Genomic DNA, 16,903 nt, shown 5'->3' with positions numbered 1-16,903 from the left:
TGCACCCGAAATAGTTCGATCGCCGTCGAACTATTGGCTAGCTTTCCAGATCAACCTCGCGGGCGGTACTGGCATCGATGGAGTCGCGAACGGAATCGAGCACATCTTGCGGCACCGCGCTATCTACCGTGAGAAGGCAAAGCACTTGATTGCCATCATCAGCACGGGAAACCTGCATCCCAGCGATATTGATGCCCTTTTCGCCCAAGATTCCACCCACGGTACCCACAACACCCGGACGGTCCTGGTAAACCAGAACGATGAGGTGCTCACTCATCGGAATCTCGACGTCGTAGCCGTTTACCCCGACCAGCTTCTCGGTCTGCTTAGGGCCGGTGAGGGTTCCAGCTACCGAAATTTGCGAACCGTCAGAAAGGGCACCGCGTAGGGTGAGCACGTTCCGGTAGTCCTCGACCTCGTCTGTGGTGATGAGCCGGACGTTAATGCCGCGCTGTTCTGCCAGTACTGGCGCGTTGACATAGGAAACCTGCTCAGAGACGACGTCGGTAAAGATTCCTTTGAGTGCCGCGAGCTCCAACGCCTTCACGTCCTTACTGGCAATCTCGCCAGCTACTTCAACGTCGATTTGGGTAACTGAAGCGTGCGTCAACGCGGTAAAGACTCGACCCAGTTTTTCAATCAACGGGATTCCAGGCCGGACCTCGGAATCGATGACGCCACCGGCAACGTTGACTGCATCTGGCGCCAGCTCACCAGCCAGGGCAAGCCGCACAGATTTGGCAACAGAGATGCCGGCCTTTTCCTGCGCTTCATCTGTCGATGCGCCCAGGTGCGGGGTGACCACAACATTGTCTAAGCCAAAGAACGGCAGATCGGTGCTGGGTTCTTTGACAAAAACGTCAATGCCAGCACCGGCAATCTCGCCCGCCTGTAGCGCATCGTAAAGCGCCGATTCATCAATCAATCCGCCGCGGGCCACGTTGATTACGTAGGCGCTCTTCTTCATCTTTTTGAATGCTTCGGGGCCAATCATGCCAACAGTTTCCGGCGTCTTAGGCATGTGGATCGTGATGAAGTCCGACTGTGCCAATAGCTCGTCCAAAGTCACCAGCTGCACACCGAGTTGAGCGGCCCGGGCTGAAGTGATGTATGGATCGTAAGCAAGAATCTGAGTTTCGAAAGCCTGCAATCGTGCGGTAATTAGCGCACCGATTCGGCCAAGGCCAATGATGCCGACCTTCTTCTCGTACAACTCGGTTCCGGTGTACTTTGAGCGCTTCCACTCCCCTGCTTTGAGCGCTGCGCTAGCTGCTGGAATGTGCCGGGCCAAGCTAAGTATGTGGCCAACTGTTAGTTCAGCAGCAGAGACAATGTTTGACGTTGGCGCATTTACTACCATCACACCGGCCTGGGTGGCAGCCTTGATATCGACGTTATCCAGGCCAAAGCCAGCCCGAGCAATAACTTTAAGTTTCTTAGCGGCAACAATTGCCTCGGCGTCGACCTGGGTTGCGGAACGGACCAAGATTGCATCGACGTCGGCAATCGCCGAGAGCAGTTGAGATCGATCAGCACCATCGGTGTGCCGGATCTCAAAATCCGGGCCCAGGGCCTCGATAGTTGCGGGGGCAAGTTCTTCAGCGAGCAGGACTACAGGCTTGGCGGTCACAGGGGTTCCTCAGCAGTTAAGGCGGAATGGCTAGGACGAGTCTATTGATATGGCAAAGGCCGAGCCCACAGTGTTACGTGTAGACCCGGCCTCTTCGCCGTAAGGGAATAGCAAACGCGGGCAATCATGCCCACATTGCTAGCGGGCTACCGAGCCCTCGGTGTAATCATCGTCGTTCTGGATCCAGGAGAACAGCTTGCGCAGTTCGCGACCGGTCGTCTCGATAGGGTGCTGCTCGCCCTTGGCCCGCAGCGCCTTGAACTCGGGCGCGCCCGCGTCTTGGTCGTCGATGAATCGCTTCGCGAAGGTGCCATCCTGGATGTCCTTCAAAACAGCCTTCATATTGTCTTTGACGTGCGCATCGATCACCAGCGGGCCGGAAACGTAGTCACCGTATTCAGCCGTATCAGAAACGCTCCAGCGCTGCTTAGCAATGCCGCCTTCAACCATCAAGTCCACGATCAGCTTGAGCTCGTGCAAGACCTCGAAGTAAGCAACCTCCGGCTTATAGCCAGCTTCGGTTAAGGTCTCGAAGCCATACTGGATGAGCTGCGAAGCGCCGCCGCAAAGCACCGCTTGCTCACCGAACAGGTCGGTTTCGGTCTCTTCGGTGAAGGTGGTCTTGATAACCCCTGCTCGGGTGCCACCAATCGCCTTGGCGTAAGAAAGCGCCAGGGCCCAAGCGTTTCCGGAAGGATCCTGCTCGACGGCGATCAAGTCCGGCACACCTCGGCCAGCTTCGAATTCGCGGCGCACAATGTGCCCCGGCCCCTTCGGCGCAACCAGGGCGACGTCGACGTCGGCCGGCGGCTGGATGTAACCGTAGCGGATGTTGAAACCATGGCCGAAGAACAAGGCGTCACCGGCCTGCAAGTTAGCAGCGATCGACTCAGCGTAAACATGACGCTGCACTTGGTCGGGAGTAAGGACCATAATGACATCCGCCTCAGCGACAGCCTCAGCGACGTTGAGTACGCGCAGGCCCTCAGCTTCCGCTTTGGCACGCGATTGCGAACCTTCGGCAAGTCCTACTCGGACGTCCACGCCGGAGTCCCGCAGGCTCAAGGCGTGGGCGTGGCCCTGGCTGCCGTAGCCGATGACGGCAACGGTACGGCCCTGGATGATGGACAGATCGGCGTCGTCGTCATAAAACAGTTCAGTCACGGTGTAATGCTCCTCATTAGGTATTCCTGTGTGTTGTATATCATCAGGCGCTTCGCAGCGCCCGGTCGCTCATGGAACGGGATCCCCGTCCGATGGCCAAAGTGCCGGACTGCACGATCTCGCGCACTCCAAACGGTTCCAGCACGTTCAAAAGCGCGGTGAGCTTTTCCGGATGGCCAGTGGCTTCGATGATGAGTGAATCTTGCGAAACATCCACCACTGAAGCGCGGAATAGATCTGCAGCTTGGGTGACCTGCAATCTTGTTGCCGCGTCGGCGCGCACTTTGACCAGGATGTGGTCTCGTTGCACGGAAAATTCTTTAACCAGTTCAACGATCTTGATCACATTGATCAATTTATTGAGTTGCTTGGTTACTTGTTCAATCAAATCACCCGGCGCATCGACGACCACGGTCATCCGCGAAACTCCGGGTACTTCGGTCGGGCCGACGGCGAGCGAATTGATGTTGAAGGCCCTACGGGCGAACAAACTAGCTACCCGGGTTAGTACACCGGGCTTGTCCTCCACCAGGACTGAAAGTGTGTGCCGATCCATTTTCTAGTCCTCCTCTTCCCATTGCGGAGTCAAATTGTGAGCTACTTGAATTTGATCATTGCTCACGCCAGCTGGAACCATCGGCCAGACCATAGAATTTGGGCTAACCACAAAATCGATGATTACCGGTCGATCACTGATCGCCAGGGCTTTCTGAATGGTCGCATCGATATCTTCGTCGCGTTCGCAACGCAGACCCACGCAGTCGTAAGCCTCGGCAAGCTTTACGAAATCCGGCACCCGGATGGTGTTGTGACCCGTATTCAGATCAGTGTTTGAATAGCGACCCTCGTAAAACAAGGTCTGCCATTGCCGCACCATGCCCAAGGATGAATTATTGATAATGGCGACTTTGATAGGAATATTGTTGATCCGGCAAGTGGCAAGTTCCTGATTAGTCATCTGGAAACAACCATCGCCGTCGATCGCCCAAACCACCCGGTCGGGGTCACCAACTTTGGCGCCCATCGCGGCCGGCACCGAATAACCCATCGTGCCGGCACCACCGGAGTTGAGCCAAGAATGCGGTCGCTCATATTTGATGAATTGCGCAGCCCACATCTGATGCTGACCTACGCCAGAGGCATAGATCGCTTCGGGGCCGCTCAAGGCACCAATGCGCTGGATAACCTTCTGCGGCGAAATCAGGCCGTCTTCCGGTTCGGTCCATCCCAACGGATAGGTGCTGCGGAGGTTGTTGAGGAAGGCCCACCATTCAGTCAGATCCGGTGTGCCCACTTCGGCAAACTCGGCCGCAACGGCCTCGGCCAGATCAGGAATGATTTCCTTGACCGAGCCGACAATTGGCACATCTGCCGTGCGATTCTTGGAGATTTCAGCCGGGTCAATATCTGCGTGAATAACTTTTGCCCCGGGCGCGAAACTCGCCAAAATTCCCGTGACGCGGTCATCAAATCGAGCGCCCAAAGTGATCAGCAGATCCGATTGCTGCAGCGCCGTGACCGCGGAAACCGAGCCATGCATGCCCGGCATTCCGACGTGTTGCGGATGTGAGTCCGGAAAGGCACCACGCGCGGTCAACGTCGTAACAACTGGTGCGTTCGTCAGCTCTGCTAGCGCCTTCAGCTCCACCGAAGCATGGCCTTTGATAACGCCACCGCCCACATAGAGAACTGGTTTCTTCGCCTCAGCAATAAATCTCGCTGCTTCACGCAATTGCTTGGAGTGACCGCGAAAGACCGGGCGATACCCGGGCAAATCGATCGTCGGCGGCCAAGAAAAAGTCATCTGCGCCTGTTGTGCGTCCTTGGCAATGTCTACCAGCACCGGACCGGGTCGCCCGTTTCCGGCTAGGTGAAATGCCTCGGCAAGCACTCGCGGAATCTGTTCGGGGTCGGTGACCAGAAAGGAGTGTTTCGTGATGGGCATCGTGATGCCCATAATGTCAGATTCTTGGAAAGCATCAGTGCCAATGACCGCTGAGGCCACCTGCCCGGTGATCGCGACCATGGGCACTGAGTCCATATGCGCATCCATGATTGCCGTTACGAGGTTGGTTGCACCGGGCCCCGACGTCGCGATACAAACGCCTACCTTGCCAGTCACCATCGCATAGCCTTCGGCGGCGTGTCCGGCACCTTGCTCGTGTCGAACTAGCACGTGGTTCATATCCGATGCCATGAGCGGATCGTAAGTTGGCAGAATGGCTCCACCGGGGAGACCGAAAATATCGGTGACACCAAGCTCTTCAAGGGCACGCACAATGGCCTGAGACCCGCTCATCTGAATCGGTTCAATAACTCGGTTGAGTCCTTGAACCGGCGAGGCAGCAGCAGCCGCTTCGGCCTTAGCAGTATCTGCTTTGGCATTCGGGTCGTTCTTCGCCGCGGGGTGCGGCTTGCTGGCCATCAACGCCGGGCTGATGGTCGAACCATTACTCATGTGAGTCTTCCTTCGTTTTCGCTATTGCAGCAACCTGCACTAGCGATCCGGTATCGCACGGTAAATCTGACTTTCGATCAAGCCTTGTTCGGAAACGAAAAAACCCCTCCAGCCGGTGGGCTCTGCGAGGGGTTTGCGCGTGCTATGCAGCTCGGACTGTTACCAGCCGGACGGTTTGCCTTGTGGGCTAGGCCGTCACGCGCTTGGTAAGTACGACAAGAATTCCGATCTGCATACCTGTAGTTTTCCCGTCTCGCCGCCGAGTGTCAACCGGGCCACTACTGGTCTCATTATATGGACATGATATCCGGTTAATGGACACTCGCTGACCTTTCCCAGCGCGGACTTCACACACTTATGTCCCATCTCTAGCCCCTGGGCGGGGACATAAGTACTTATGTCCCCGCCCAGGGCGTTACGAGTGGGCATAACTTTGGTTTAGCCGCAGTATGCGCCTTCGGAAGCCGAGTGCACAAGCTTAGCGTACTTAGCCAACACGCCTTTAGTGAAGCGAGCAGGCAACGGCTCCCAACCGATTTTCCGAGCTTCCAGCTCTGCTTCGTCAACCAAGAGATCGAAACTCTTGTTGGGGATATCAACCCGGATTAGGTCGCCGTCTTGCACAAAGGCGATTGGCCCGGCGTCGACAGCTTCCGGCGCCACGTGCCCGATGCACAGACCCGTTGTACCTCCGGAGAACCGACCGTCGGTCAACAACAACACGTCTTTGCCCAGGCCAGCGCCCTTGATCGCGCCAGTGATGGCGAGCATTTCGCGCATACCCGGCCCACCTTTAGGGCCTTCATAGCGGATCACGACGACGTCGCCCGCTTTGATTTCGCCAGCCTTAAGCGCTTCGAGTGCGCCTTGTTCGCGTTCAAAAACCCGAGCCGGGCCTTCGAAAACCTCGGCGTCGAACCCGGCGGTCTTAACCACGGCGCCGCCAGGTGCAAGCGAGCCCTTGAGCACACTCAACCCACCAGTTTTGTGGATTGGATTATCCAACGCACGCAAAATCTTGCCATCCAGATCTGGCGGATTGATCGCTTCAAGATTTTCGGCCAGAGTCTTACCGGTCACGGTCAAGGCATCACCATGCAGTAGCCCGGCATCGAGCAGCGCGCGCATTATCACCGGCACGCCGCCCACCCGGTCGACGTCGTTCATCACGTATCGGCCAAAAGGCTTGAGGTCGCCGAGGTGCGGGATCTTGTCACCAATTCGGTTGAAGTCCTCAAGCTGCAGATCAACCTCGGCCTCACGAGCAATAGCAAGTAGGTGCAGCACTGCGTTCGTGGAGCCGCCAAAAGCCATCGTGACCGCAATCGCGTTCTCAAAGGCTTCCTTGGTCATGATGTCGCGCGAGCGAATGCCCCGGCGGAGCAACTCAACAACAGCCTCGCCAGAACGGTGCGCGAACATATCGCGACGGCGGTCCGCACTTGGCGGCGCAGCCGAGCCAGGCAAGGACATACCCAAGGCCTCGCCAATACAGGCCATAGTGTTCGCGGTGTACATACCACCGCAGGCACCTTCGCCCGGACAAATTGCCCGTTCGATTCGGTCTAGATCCCCCACCGACATTTTGCCGGCTGCGCAGGCACCGACAGCTTCAAAGGCGTCAATAAGCGTGACGTCTTTCTCTGTGCCGTCTTCAAGCTTGACCCAGCCGGGCATGATTGAGCCGGCGTAGAGGAAAACACTGGACACATTGAGCCGGGCTGCGGCCATCAACATGCCCGGCAATGACTTATCGCAGCCAGCAAGCAGCACCGAGCCATCGATGCGTTCTGCTTGCATAACAGTCTCTACCGAGTCAGCAATCACTTCGCGGGAGACAAGCGAGAAGTGCATACCTTCGTGCCCCATCGAAATGCCATCGGACACCGAAATTGTGCCAAAGATCATCGGGAAGCCGCCGCCGGCATGCACGCCCTCTTTGACGGCTTTGGCCAGCCGATCAAGGGAGAGATTGCAGGGGGTAATTTCGTTCCACGAACTCGCGACGCCAATCTGCGGCTTCGCAAAGTCCTCGTCGCCAAAGCCAACGGCTCGGAGCATTCCTCGAGCAGGCGCGGCGGCAATTCCGTCGGTGACAATGCGGCTTCTCGGTTTGATATCTGGTTTGTTGCCGGTTTCGCTACTGGTTTCCACACTCATGAGCAGAGTCTATGACTGTGCATCGCAGCATGCGAAAGCGTCCACAAAGCGGACCGTTCTATGACGCAGTTTTAGCTGGCTTATTCCTGATAAAAACCTGTTCGGACCAAATTTGCTGGCAGCTCTCCGAGCGCAAAAGAGTTCAATTGCTTCTGGAGAAACTCAGCAATTCTCCGCGGGAAAGCACTCGAATCTCCGCCCAAATGTGGCGTGATGAAAGCTTTTGGTGCGCGCCACAGTGGATGATTTGCCGGTATGGGTTCCGGATCGAAAACATCTAACGCGGCATGCAACCTTCCGGACAAAACCTCGACGGTCAACGCGTCTGAATCAACCACAGCACCACGACCAACGTTTACCACCAAGGCACCATTCGGAAGTTTTGCCAACAGCTCTTCGCCCACAAGACCGGTAGTTTCCTCCGTCAGAGGAACGACAGCGATGAGCACATCGTGTTGCGGCGCGAGTTCGAGCAGTTCTTGAAAGCTATGTACCGTGCCATGCTCATCTTCGCGACGAGTCCGGCCAACGCGTGTTATCGAGACTTCAAAAGGCCTTAGCCGATGCTCAATCTCCCGGCCAATGCCACCTACTCCGAGCAGCAAGACCTTTCGATCAGCAAGTGAAGTTCGACGCTCATGTCGCCAAAGCGCATGGGGCTGGTCTCGGGCCGCGACGTCTAGGCCCCGTAATGAGGCCAAAATTAGCCCAATGGCCAACTCTGCCGTTGAAGCGGCGTGCACGCCAGCTGCTGAGCAGATAGCAACCTGGGGACCACCTAGGTTGGCTACGCCGTCGAACCCAGTCGTCTGCGTTTGCACCAACTTCAAATTCGGAAAATCCGCGAGCCGCTTTTGATACGGCGCCAGAGCGCCCACGTAGGGAAGGACGACGGCGTCGACCTCCTCCGACGCGAAGGGCGCCGAGGCTTCATCGAGGTTCCAGACCGCGACATTCAGCCCGTCAGGCACGGGCTGAATCGATGTCAACAGTTCTTCGGACGGCAGCAGGACGTTTCGGATCAAGATATGATTTCTAACCAGCAGCACTTTAGTGGCTTCGAGCACAGCTGTCGCGGAATGCGAATCCTGATTTCACAGTGGTTCAAAAACCGTGTAGTATTATGTGTCGTTGCGGATCACAGAATGACTGCTAAAACAGTCTGAAAGTGGCCGCAATAGTATTGCACCTCTAGCTCAACTGGCAGAGCAATTGACTCTTAATCAATGGGTTCCGGGTTCGAGTCCCGGGGGGTGCACAGCGAGAAGGTCCCGATCACGAAAAAGTGATCGGGACCTTTGTTTTTGGTCACGATGATCAGATCGTTTAGAAGTTTCCTGGCGCAACTTGAAAAACTGTCAGGCCGAGCTCCCGCCACATATCAACAACCTGTTGCCGGTCATCAAAGACCGCCTTGACTCTAAACTGTCCGCGAATATGTTGCTCGAATAGCTCCCGTTTCACCACCGCATCCTGACGCCCGTCGCCGCCTGCGCGATGATGAATTGCCAGATTCTCAAGGCCGTGGCGTGCTAGCCACTGCGCAGTGTCTAAAGCGGAAGCGTCCGTCCTTCCGGTGATAAAGATCAGCTTCTCCCCGGTAGCCAGCAAAGATTTCAATACTTCCGCGACCGGTTCATTCAGCAAATCGGAGCTAACGCGGCTTTCGTAATAAGGGTTTCGACCGTTAAAAAGCGCCACCGTGCCGTCAATGTCGACAAGATAAACCGCTGGAAGTCCCGCATCCCGCTCCTGCATCCTCGACCCCTTCGTCTTTGGTTAAATCGTCGGCTAAATTTTTGGCTAAAAATGAGCTTCATCATCGAGGGATCGACGACGCCCTCCGCCCAGCTTATTCCGACTAATCCAAACCTAATAGGTATTGAAGCATCAGAAACTAGGCTCGCTTCCTGAAAGAACCCTGATTTTTACCTTGATATACGCCTGGAAGCCTTGACGCGAATTTCCGTTACTGATTGGGTTGAATTCACCCGAACATATTAATTAGATATTTGATTGCTATAGGCCATCTAATTGTTCGAGCGCCATTTCCATTTTGCACAAAATAGGTAATGGTTCTGTTATTGATTGCTCAGCTGAAAACAACCGTCCAATCAAGGAGAAACATGAAAATTCGCCAAACTATTGCCGTAACTGCGGTGGCAAGCATGGCGCTGTTAGCAGGATCAACTGCCGCAACAGCCGCACCGGTCAATGGAGACCAGACCCTCACCGCGCATCGTAGGCGGCAGCACTGCAGATTATTCGTCGGTTCCGTTCACCTCGCAGCTCTTGGCTAACAGCCAATTCAACTGCACGTCATCGGTCATTTCCGCAACCTGGGTACTGACCGCAAAGCACTGCGTAGGTGGCGGAACGATCAGCTTCCGCGTCGGAAGCGGCACTCTGGGACAAGGAACTGTCGTCACTTCAAAGCGCACTGTCACTTGGTCCGACGGCGATCTTGCGTTAGTGGAGCTCTCAAAGCCCTACAACACTACCTACGCGACGCTCGGGACGACGGAGCCCAGTGTTGGTAGCAATAGCGCTATCTATGGTTGGGGCCGCGAAACACTAAAATTGAAAACTGCTAACGTCCGGATCTCTGGATTCGGATCAGATAACGATGGTGGACGTTCGATTTACCACACTGGAATCAACGGACAAGCTTGGAAAGGTGATTCCGGTGGACCGTTGATTGTTGGTGGCAAACTTGTTGGCGTTGCTTCAACGAGCTATAGCCAAGGAAATAATCCGAATTCACGTTCGGACTACACCTCAGTGCCCAATGCAGCAAACTGGATTAAATCGGTAAGTGGCGTCATCGTAAAGTAGTTTTCATGCAAATATTCGGCAAAGATGCCGTTTCTGCATATTAATCATTCAATATTCGGGAGAAAGGCTTTCCATGAAATTCACTAAATTGATTGCAACGCTCGGAACTGTCGCTGTGCTTTCATTGACTGGTGCAACAGTTGCTTCCGCCAGCACTACTGTGGCACCTGCCCCGGCAGTAAAAGCTGCCAGTGGAATTAGCCCGCGGATTATTGCTGGCTCCACGGCAGATTTCTCCAAGGTTCCCTTCGCTACTCAGCAATACGTCACCGGTCGGTTCAATTGCTCGGCCTCGATCATCGCACCAACGTGGGTGCTACTTGCTAAGCACTGTGTTGAAGGCAAATCGGCCTCGCAGATGTCCGTGCGAGTCGGCAGTGCCAGCCTGGGTGGCGGTACGTCAATCGCGGCTAAGAGCGTTTCTTCGTGGAGCCAAGGTGATGTTGCCCTGATCGAGCTAAAGACCTCGTACCAGGGCAGCTATGCGCCGCTAGGTGCAAGCAATCCTTCCGCTGGCAACCCGGGCGATATCTACGGCTGGGGAGCGCAAGGCTCTGGCACGTCGTTGCCGTCGAAGTTGAAGACCGCTAGCGTCACGATCAACGGTTTGGATAGCAGCCACTGGCCTGGCCCGGCAATCTCACAAAAGGGCAACTCCGGTCAGGCTTACTACGGTGACTCTGGTGGACCGCTGATCGTCAATGGCAAGGTCGTAGGCGTCTGCTCTGGCCCGGTTAACGACAGCGATAGCGGAGATCCGCAAGGCAATGTGCTCTACGCCTCGGTTCCGGCATCCGCCTCGTGGATCAAGAGCGTAAGTGGCGTAGTCGCGAAGTAACTCCGCCGCGAGTCATCAGCACACAGTAGTTAGTAGGACTAAACAATACGAAGGGTGCCGTCTGCAAAGGCGGTACCCTTCGTAATATGACCTCGTCTTATGACCTCAGCACCGTCGCCCGCCCAGCAGCCCACTAGGCTAGAGAGGCAGCGGATCTCGACGACCACGTAGATCCTCCCCTCGGTTTCATAAGGATCGGTATGACTTCACACATCAACCCCGTAGACGAGCAAGCAACTGAAGCAACGTCAAAGTTGACACTGGGCGTTATTGGCCTTGGCGCGATGGGCAGCAAGCTCTTGGAAGCAACAATTGGACACGCAGACTTTGACGTTGCCGTCGCAGCAGATTCCAACGCCGCTTCCAGAGCCTCGGCATCGACACTCATCTCGGGGTTGCGCACCGTTGCCAGCGCCGACGAGGTGCTCACTGACCCCTCGATTGACGCCGTTTACATCGCTACGCCACCAGAATCACATGCCACGCTCACGCTAGCGGCGTTGGCTCAGGGAAAACATGTATTTTGCGAAAAGCCTCTGACGATTCAACTCGATCAAGGACAGGCTATGGTCGAGGCGGCTAAAGAGTCCGGGAAAATCTGCGCCGTCAACTTTGCGCTCTCAGACCGCAACTCGATCATCCACCTGGAACAAAGCATCCGGGCTGGCGAACTTGGCGAGCTGCGCGGCGCCGAAATCCGCCTGCAGTTTCCGCAGTGGCCCCGCGAATTCCAAAGTCACGCTGGCTGGCTCGCAGAGCGAGAGCAGGGCGGCTTTATCCGCGAGGTACTCTCCCATTTCATCTATTTGACACAACGCATGCTGGGCACTCTGGATGTTAAAGCCCACGACGTCCGCTTTCCCGACGATGGCGGATCCGAAATTTGGCTTTCGGCGTTGCTGACTGCCGACGACGTTCCGGTGCAGATTCATGCCTCGGCGGGTGCCGCAAGCCATGAGAATTACGAATGGTATCTATGGGGAACCGAGCGCTCGTATCTCCTCAAGGACTGCGGAAAGTTGTCTCAGCACCAAGGTAACGGCTGGCAACCAGTTGAGCTTCCCGCCAATCGAGGTGGCGAGGATACTCGACTCTCACTTTTCGCAGCTGCAATTCGGGGAGCTGAACGACCCAATCTAGCCAGCTTCGAAGAAGCATTTGGTGTACAGAAGGTTGTTGAGGCCCTTCTGAGCTAGCTGGCCGCTGGGTCAGCTAGCGAATTCTGGCTCATGAGCGAACTGAGTCGGCATTCGGTAGTTGAGATTTACCCAAATTGGTGATGATCTGACGCAACATATCTCGCAGGTCAGCATCGTCCATACCGGTGTCGTCCAGCAAGCCACATTCCATTTCTTGCGCTTGCCCCAGAACCTTTGACCCTCAGCAGTTAATGAAACCAATTGGCTCCGGCGGTCTTCGGTACTCCGAATTCGTTGGATATGGCCACGAAGTTCAAGCCGGCTTAAAGTTTTACCCATGGTCTGCGCTTGGACTCTTGCCCAAGAGGCAAGCTTTGCCTGCGACATTGGACCTCGGGAAGCGAGCACGTCAAGGGCAATTATCCCAGCATGGGTCACACCAATGCTGGCTAATCTCTCATTCCAATCGTGCTCTACAAGCCGCGCAGCCGTGGTCAGCAGTTGGCCACCGGTCCGTGTCTGGCATGAGGAAAGCATAGCCCTCAAATTGACAGTTGAAACCAACATAAGATAAGGCTACTTACTATCTTGTCTCACGATATGCTGAAGTTCAATCAACCGCTTCGCTCGAAGGAGTCTGTTATGACTACACCACGTCTCAATTCCGGAGATGCCGCTCCGGCTTTCAACCTCACCGATGCGAACGGACAGAGCCATTCGCTCAAGAGCTTCGCCGGCCACAAAACGGTGCTTTATTTTTACCCTGCTGCATCCACCCCGGGATGCACCAAAGAAGCCTGCGATTTCCGCGATAATCTGAGTTCACTTGCTGCAGCAGGATACGCCGTTGTAGGAATTTCACCTGATGAAGTTAGCGCCTTATCTAAGTTCACCGAAGCCGAGTCACTAAATTTCACCCTCCTCGCCGACCCGGATCATTCGGTGGCCGAGGCCTATGGGGTTTGGGGCGAAAAAAAGAACTATGGTCGCACCTATCAAGGTCTAATTCGGTCAACTTTCGTGCTTGACGAGGCTGGAATTGTGCTCTTGGCGCAATACAATGTTCGCACCACGGGGCATGTTGCAAAACTTCGACGCGATCTCGGGCTAGACTAGATGGCGGTCGGTTAGCCGACACTTACGGCGCGAGTGGTGAAATTGGTATACACGCCAGATTTAGGTTCTGGTGTCTTAGGACGTGCGGGTTCGAGTCCCGCCTCGCGCACAACCACTGCCTCACAAATTAGGCAAGGACCTCATGATTGACAGAAGCCTGCTTGTTGCTGGGGCGGCCAGAACACCCATCCGATTCGCGGTCAGCGATATTCATGGACATCTCAACGAGTTCCTCGAAGCACTCCACGAAGCCGGTCTGGTTGATTCCGCGGCGCGATGGAGTGGCGGGAACCAGCAGCTTTGGTGCCTAGGTGATTATTTCGATCGCGGTCCCGACGGCGTCGGCGTCGTCGATCTCCTGATGCGTCTCTCGGATGAAGCGCAAGCCAGCGGCGGCGAGGTCCAAGCGCTTCTTGGTAATCATGAAGTTCTTGCTTTGGGCATGCACCGTTTTGGCGCAACACCAATTCTCACTGCGCTCGGCGAGCGGTCCTTCGAGGCCTCCTGGGCGCGCAACCAGGGCCAGAGCTCCGATCAATCAATGGCAACTTTCCGATCACCATATCGATTGGCTAGTTAGACGGCCGGCTATGGCCTTAGTAGCTGAGCACCTCCTCCTGCACTCCGATGTCGTCGGATATCGCCAATGGGGCCAGACTGTAGCGCAAGTTAATCAACGTGTCGGCCAAGTTTTGCGGTCGAATGAGCCAACCGAGCTGTGGCAACTTTGGTCAGATCTGACTCGTCGATACGACTTCCGTGAAGATGCGGGGCCAGCTGCTGCCAACGGAATGTTGCAGCAATTTGGTGGTCGTCGGATCATGCACGGGCACAGTGTCATTGGCGAATCCGAAGGAAAAGAAGCTGCAGAAAACACCGGGGCCAAACATTATGCCGATGGCCTGGTCACCGTCATTGACGCCGGTTTGCCTGCTGGCGGACCGTGCCTGCTAGTCGAATTCTGAAATCTAGCCGTTTCACCCTACGGGTAAGCTCCACGATGGCGCGTCAGGGCACCGGCGCCGACAGATTGAGCATTGGCGCTACGATTGCCTCAAATTTTTGCGAAAGGTAGACATGGCCCTCAACACTGGGGGGTCTCCATCCGGGCCGATTAACTCATCGCGCTTGCCCATAATCCATTGATCGCTAATCGGATCGACGAACTCTACCGAAGCTTCTTGGGCGCCGCTTTGAATCTGATCGCGAATAGCCAGAAGTTCGGGATCTACTTCAGCGTCGTAGGAGGCCGGACCAACAAAAACCAGTTTTGCGTCCGGCGCTTGTTCCCGCAGGTTAGCGGCAGTCAACTGGACCTTGTCGCTGATCTTTGACAGGTCTTCGCCAATGTCATTTTCAGAGCCGTAAACCACAACAACCGCTGTTTCAGAGGTAACAGACGCTTTCGCTTGCTCGTCAAACGTCCTGCCTTCTGCGCCAGGAACCAAATACCCTGCACCGTTTTCGGCTGCGTTTATTACCGTGACGGGCTCACCAACCCGATCAAAATCTTGTACTAGTAGGTTGGGCCAAGAGTCTTCAACTGAGGTTTGGTATCCGGTACTGATTGATTCTCCGATAACCAAATATAGTTCTGCCGGCTGTAGCGCTCGTTGCCGGTCCGCCCAGCACGGTCCCTGCGTAGCCGCGCTGCTACTGGGTTTCAGGGTGATCGCAGTGCCTTCAGTACTGCTGCCCAATGCATCAACCCCACAGGCGGTCATTGCAGTTGTCAGAATCGTCAGCAGCACAATGGTCGGCGTAACGCGTTGGCGTACCAAGCGTTTTCCGACCATCTGCTTCAACTTCATCCTTCCACGCTAGCTCACTATTGGCTTACCTCAATAGTTCGTGCGTGCCCGCTGGATGGATACTGGCGATATTCTCAGCATCCATCCAGCAAGTTTTCCGCGAGATTTATCCGTAGGTGAATGAGTAGGCTTGGATTCCTTGCGGCAGATCCACCGTGAGATCGCCAGAACTTAGCGAGTCTTTCTGCTAAATCGGATACAACGTCGGTGTACCACTCACTTTGACCTGTTTGCTTGAACCGTTGTCCGTCACTGTGATGTTTCCCTCACCAGCGACCACAATGTAGACGTTCTTCGCGTGATAGTTAAACTTGATCTGCGCGCTTGCTCCGGTCGGTGTGATGTATTGTCCGGACAAGTTCCAATCACCCTTGAGCCATGAATCGCCCCGGTGTGTCCGGAGACTTTCTTGTTTGAGAGGATCAGGACATGGCAGGGAAAACTACGACACGGTATCCGCAGGAGTTGAAGGATCATACGGTGCGCATGGTGGCGGAGATGGAGGGTGCATCTTCGGAGTGGGCGGCGATGCAAAAAGTTGCCCAGCTTTTGGGTGTGGGTGTGCCGGAAACGGTGCGTAAATGGGTCCGGCAAGCCGAGATCGATGTTGGTACTAGAACTGGAACAACGAGCACGGAATCGGCCGAGCTGAAACGGTTACGGCGTGAGAACGCTGAGCTGAAACGGGCGAACGCGATCCTTCGGAGTGCTTCAGCTTTTTTCGCGGTCGAACTCGACCGCCACAACACTGATCGTGAAATACATCAAGGACCATGCCGGTCACCGCGAGAATAATGGATTGCGGTGGGGTGTCGAGTCGATCTGCCAGGTGCTTACTGGGACGGGGTGAAGACCACCCCGTCCACGTACTACGAATGGGTGGATAAAACACGATCTCACCGAGAACAACGTGATGAGGTGCTCAAGCCCGTGATCCAGAAGGTGTATGCCGCTAATTACGGGGTTTACGGCACCAGGAAAGTCTGGTTGGCGATGAACCGTGAAGGTGTGCCGGTGGCCAGGTGCACGGTAGAACGGCTCATGGGGTTACTTGGCATACAGGGTGCGGTCCGTGGCAAGGTCAAACGCACCACGATCAAAGACTCGAAGGCGGCCCGAGCGAAGGACTTGGTCCGCCGTGATTTCACACCAACGGCACCGGATCGGCTATGGGTAGATGATTTCACCTATGTTTCGACCTGGTCCGGGTGGGTCTATGTTGCCTTCGTGATCGATGCTTACTCTCGGAGGATCCTGGGCTGGTCAGCGAGTGCTTCTATGAACACCGTGCTAGTGCTCAACGCAGTTAATCAGGCAATCTGGAGTCGTGAACGGGCCGGGGCTGAGATTTCCGGGGTGATTCATCATCACGATGCCGGGGCTCAATACGCCTCCTTGGCCTTCACCTAACGCCTGGCCCAGGCCGGTATCCGCCCCTCGATCGGTTCTGTGGGTGATAGTTACGACAACGCCTTGGCGGAAACCATCAACGGGCTTTATAAGACCGAGCTGATCAAACCCGGCAAGCCCTGGCGGACTCTAGAAGAAGTCGAAATCGGCACCGCTGAATGGGCCGATTGGTACAACCACCGAAGGCTCTACCAGTACTGCGGAGACATCCCACCAGTAGAGCTAGAAAACCACTACTACAATCACTACCAGAGCACGGCAGCCGCCGACAGGCTCATCGTCTGAGAAACCCTCCGGACACACCGGAGCGATTAACTCTCCGTTGCCCAGCATCTGCCGCAC

At 55.6% G+C, this 16,903-nt stretch carries 16 protein-coding genes, 2 tRNA genes and 2 pseudogenes; 9 read left to right on the top strand and 11 right to left on the bottom strand.

Annotated features, from left to right (window positions below; genetic code table 11):
• Window positions 1-37: 37 nt before the first annotated feature.
• The 6 genes from serA to RSAL33209_RS04485 all read right to left on the bottom strand — a co-directional run bounded on the left by serA (window position 38) and on the right by RSAL33209_RS04485 (window position 8,437).
• Window positions 38-1,630: a phosphoglycerate dehydrogenase gene (serA, locus tag RSAL33209_RS04510; RefSeq protein ID WP_012244475.1), complete on the bottom strand. Its 1,593-nt coding sequence runs from the start codon at window positions 1,628-1,630 to the stop codon at window positions 38-40.
• A 138-nt stretch (window positions 1,631-1,768) separates the two neighbouring features.
• Entirely contained in the window at window positions 1,769-2,794 is a 1,026-nt protein-coding gene (gene ilvC / locus RSAL33209_RS04505; protein WP_012244474.1) for a ketol-acid reductoisomerase, read from the bottom strand.
• Between the two features lie 43 nt (window positions 2,795-2,837).
• Window positions 2,838-3,350 (bottom strand): acetolactate synthase small subunit, encoded by a 513-nt coding sequence (gene ilvN, locus RSAL33209_RS04500; RefSeq protein ID WP_012244473.1) that lies wholly within the window; start codon window positions 3,348-3,350, stop codon window positions 2,838-2,840.
• Window positions 3,351-3,353: 3 nt separating this feature from the next.
• Window positions 3,354-5,252 (bottom strand): acetolactate synthase large subunit, encoded by a 1,899-nt coding sequence (locus RSAL33209_RS04495; RefSeq protein ID WP_012244472.1) that lies wholly within the window; start codon window positions 5,250-5,252, stop codon window positions 3,354-3,356.
• 438 nt (window positions 5,253-5,690) lie between these two features.
• On the bottom strand, window positions 5,691-7,412 hold the full coding sequence (gene ilvD / locus RSAL33209_RS04490; protein WP_012244471.1) for a dihydroxy-acid dehydratase: 1,722 nt from the start codon (window positions 7,410-7,412) through the stop codon (window positions 5,691-5,693).
• 80 nt (window positions 7,413-7,492) lie between these two features.
• On the bottom strand, window positions 7,493-8,437 hold the full coding sequence (locus RSAL33209_RS04485; protein WP_233496577.1) for a 2-hydroxyacid dehydrogenase: 945 nt from the start codon (window positions 8,435-8,437) through the stop codon (window positions 7,493-7,495).
• A gap of 160 nt (window positions 8,438-8,597) precedes the next feature.
• Between RSAL33209_RS04485 and RSAL33209_RS04480 the strand changes: the two genes are divergently transcribed.
• Window positions 8,598-8,670: transfer RNA gene (locus RSAL33209_RS04480), tRNA-Lys, on the top strand.
• A gap of 68 nt (window positions 8,671-8,738) precedes the next feature.
• Here RSAL33209_RS04480 and RSAL33209_RS04475 read toward each other — a convergent pair.
• The gene (locus RSAL33209_RS04475) at window positions 8,739-9,170 is read right to left on the bottom strand and encodes a phosphatase domain-containing protein (protein ID WP_012244469.1); all 432 of its coding nucleotides are present in this window, start codon (window positions 9,168-9,170) and stop codon (window positions 8,739-8,741) included.
• A 456-nt stretch (window positions 9,171-9,626) separates the two neighbouring features.
• Here RSAL33209_RS04475 and RSAL33209_RS04470 point away from each other — a divergent pair, with 456 nt between their 5' ends.
• The 3 genes from RSAL33209_RS04470 (at window position 9,627) to RSAL33209_RS04460 (ending at window position 12,281) form a co-directional block, all read left to right on the top strand.
• Window positions 9,627-10,247: a S1 family peptidase gene (locus RSAL33209_RS04470; protein ID WP_012244468.1), complete on the top strand. Its 621-nt coding sequence runs from the start codon at window positions 9,627-9,629 to the stop codon at window positions 10,245-10,247.
• A gap of 73 nt (window positions 10,248-10,320) precedes the next feature.
• Window positions 10,321-11,085, top strand: a complete 765-nt coding sequence (locus RSAL33209_RS04465) for a S1 family peptidase (protein WP_012244467.1) — start codon at window positions 10,321-10,323, stop codon at window positions 11,083-11,085.
• Window positions 11,086-11,285: 200 nt separating this feature from the next.
• Window positions 11,286-12,281, top strand: a complete 996-nt coding sequence (locus RSAL33209_RS04460) for a Gfo/Idh/MocA family protein (protein WP_012244466.1) — start codon at window positions 11,286-11,288, stop codon at window positions 12,279-12,281.
• A gap of 31 nt (window positions 12,282-12,312) precedes the next feature.
• Here the strand turns inward: RSAL33209_RS04460 and RSAL33209_RS19140 are convergent, their stop codons facing one another.
• Both RSAL33209_RS19140 and RSAL33209_RS18555 read right to left on the bottom strand, forming a co-directional pair.
• The gene (locus RSAL33209_RS19140; protein WP_267895955.1) at window positions 12,313-12,435 is read right to left on the bottom strand and encodes a hypothetical protein; all 123 of its coding nucleotides are present in this window, start codon (window positions 12,433-12,435) and stop codon (window positions 12,313-12,315) included.
• A gap of 86 nt (window positions 12,436-12,521) precedes the next feature.
• Window positions 12,522-12,611: pseudogene (locus tag RSAL33209_RS18555) on the bottom strand (MarR family transcriptional regulator); the annotation flags it as partial.
• Between the two features lie 255 nt (window positions 12,612-12,866).
• Here RSAL33209_RS18555 and bcp point away from each other — a divergent pair.
• The 4 genes from bcp to RSAL33209_RS18035 all read left to right on the top strand — a co-directional run bounded on the left by bcp (window position 12,867) and on the right by RSAL33209_RS18035 (window position 14,305).
• The gene (gene bcp, locus RSAL33209_RS04455) at window positions 12,867-13,340 is read left to right on the top strand and encodes a thioredoxin-dependent thiol peroxidase (RefSeq protein WP_041685187.1); all 474 of its coding nucleotides are present in this window, start codon (window positions 12,867-12,869) and stop codon (window positions 13,338-13,340) included.
• Window positions 13,341-13,367: 27 nt separating this feature from the next.
• Window positions 13,368-13,449, top strand: a tRNA-Leu gene (locus tag RSAL33209_RS04450).
• A 33-nt stretch (window positions 13,450-13,482) separates the two neighbouring features.
• Window positions 13,483-13,920 (top strand): metallophosphoesterase, encoded by a 438-nt coding sequence (locus RSAL33209_RS18040; protein ID WP_199533200.1) that lies wholly within the window; start codon window positions 13,483-13,485, stop codon window positions 13,918-13,920.
• Between the two features lie 10 nt (window positions 13,921-13,930).
• Window positions 13,931-14,305 (top strand): hypothetical protein, encoded by a 375-nt coding sequence (locus RSAL33209_RS18035; RefSeq protein WP_199533199.1) that lies wholly within the window; start codon window positions 13,931-13,933, stop codon window positions 14,303-14,305.
• A gap of 78 nt (window positions 14,306-14,383) precedes the next feature.
• On the opposite strand, the gene RSAL33209_RS04440 is transcribed toward RSAL33209_RS18035, so the two are convergent.
• Both RSAL33209_RS04440 and RSAL33209_RS17440 read right to left on the bottom strand, forming a co-directional pair.
• The gene (locus RSAL33209_RS04440; protein ID WP_012244462.1) at window positions 14,384-15,151 is read right to left on the bottom strand and encodes an SGNH/GDSL hydrolase family protein; all 768 of its coding nucleotides are present in this window, start codon (window positions 15,149-15,151) and stop codon (window positions 14,384-14,386) included.
• Window positions 15,152-15,338: 187 nt separating this feature from the next.
• Window positions 15,339-15,587: a hypothetical protein gene (locus RSAL33209_RS17440; protein WP_258000504.1), complete on the bottom strand. Its 249-nt coding sequence runs from the start codon at window positions 15,585-15,587 to the stop codon at window positions 15,339-15,341.
• Between RSAL33209_RS17440 and RSAL33209_RS16905 the strand changes: the two are divergent.
• Window positions 15,581-16,846: pseudogene (locus RSAL33209_RS16905) on the top strand (IS3 family transposase). The gene RSAL33209_RS17440 and the pseudogene RSAL33209_RS16905 overlap by 7 nt on opposite strands.
• The last annotated feature ends 57 nt before the right edge of the window (window positions 16,847-16,903 follow it).

The organism is Renibacterium salmoninarum ATCC 33209, assembly GCF_000018885.1.
In the GTDB taxonomy this organism is placed as follows: Bacteria; Actinomycetota; Actinomycetes; order Actinomycetales; family Micrococcaceae; genus Renibacterium; species Renibacterium salmoninarum.
The sequence above is the reverse complement of the archived record's forward strand: the minus strand, read 5'-3'. Positions and strand labels throughout refer to the sequence as shown.

Bases quoted from the DNA above. Each gene is read 5' to 3' on its own strand.
- RSAL33209_RS04465 (WP_012244467.1), top strand. From the start codon at position 10,321: ATGAAATTCACTAAATTGATTGCAACGCTCGGAACTGTCGCTGTGCTT.
- ilvD (WP_012244471.1), bottom strand. From the start codon at position 7,412: ATGAGTGTGGAAACCAGTAGCGAAACCGGCAACAAACCAGATATCAAA.
- RSAL33209_RS19140 (WP_267895955.1), bottom strand. From the start codon at position 12,435: ATGGAATGTGGCTTGCTGGACGACACCGGTATGGACGATGCTGACCTG.
- RSAL33209_RS04475 (WP_012244469.1), bottom strand. From the start codon at position 9,170: ATGCAGGAGCGGGATGCGGGACTTCCAGCGGTTTATCTTGTCGACATT.
- RSAL33209_RS04460 (WP_012244466.1), top strand. From the start codon at position 11,286: ATGACTTCACACATCAACCCCGTAGACGAGCAAGCAACTGAAGCAACG.
- RSAL33209_RS04495 (WP_012244472.1), bottom strand. From the start codon at position 5,252: ATGAGTAATGGTTCGACCATCAGCCCGGCGTTGATGGCCAGCAAGCCG.
- ilvN (WP_012244473.1), bottom strand. From the start codon at position 3,350: ATGGATCGGCACACACTTTCAGTCCTGGTGGAGGACAAGCCCGGTGTA.
- RSAL33209_RS18035 (WP_199533199.1), top strand. From the start codon at position 13,931: ATGGCCTTAGTAGCTGAGCACCTCCTCCTGCACTCCGATGTCGTCGGA.
- bcp (WP_041685187.1), top strand. From the start codon at position 12,867: ATGACTACACCACGTCTCAATTCCGGAGATGCCGCTCCGGCTTTCAAC.
- RSAL33209_RS04440 (WP_012244462.1), bottom strand. From the start codon at position 15,151: ATGAAGTTGAAGCAGATGGTCGGAAAACGCTTGGTACGCCAACGCGTT.
- RSAL33209_RS18040 (WP_199533200.1), top strand. From the start codon at position 13,483: ATGATTGACAGAAGCCTGCTTGTTGCTGGGGCGGCCAGAACACCCATC.
- RSAL33209_RS04470 (WP_012244468.1), top strand. From the start codon at position 9,627: ATGGAGACCAGACCCTCACCGCGCATCGTAGGCGGCAGCACTGCAGAT.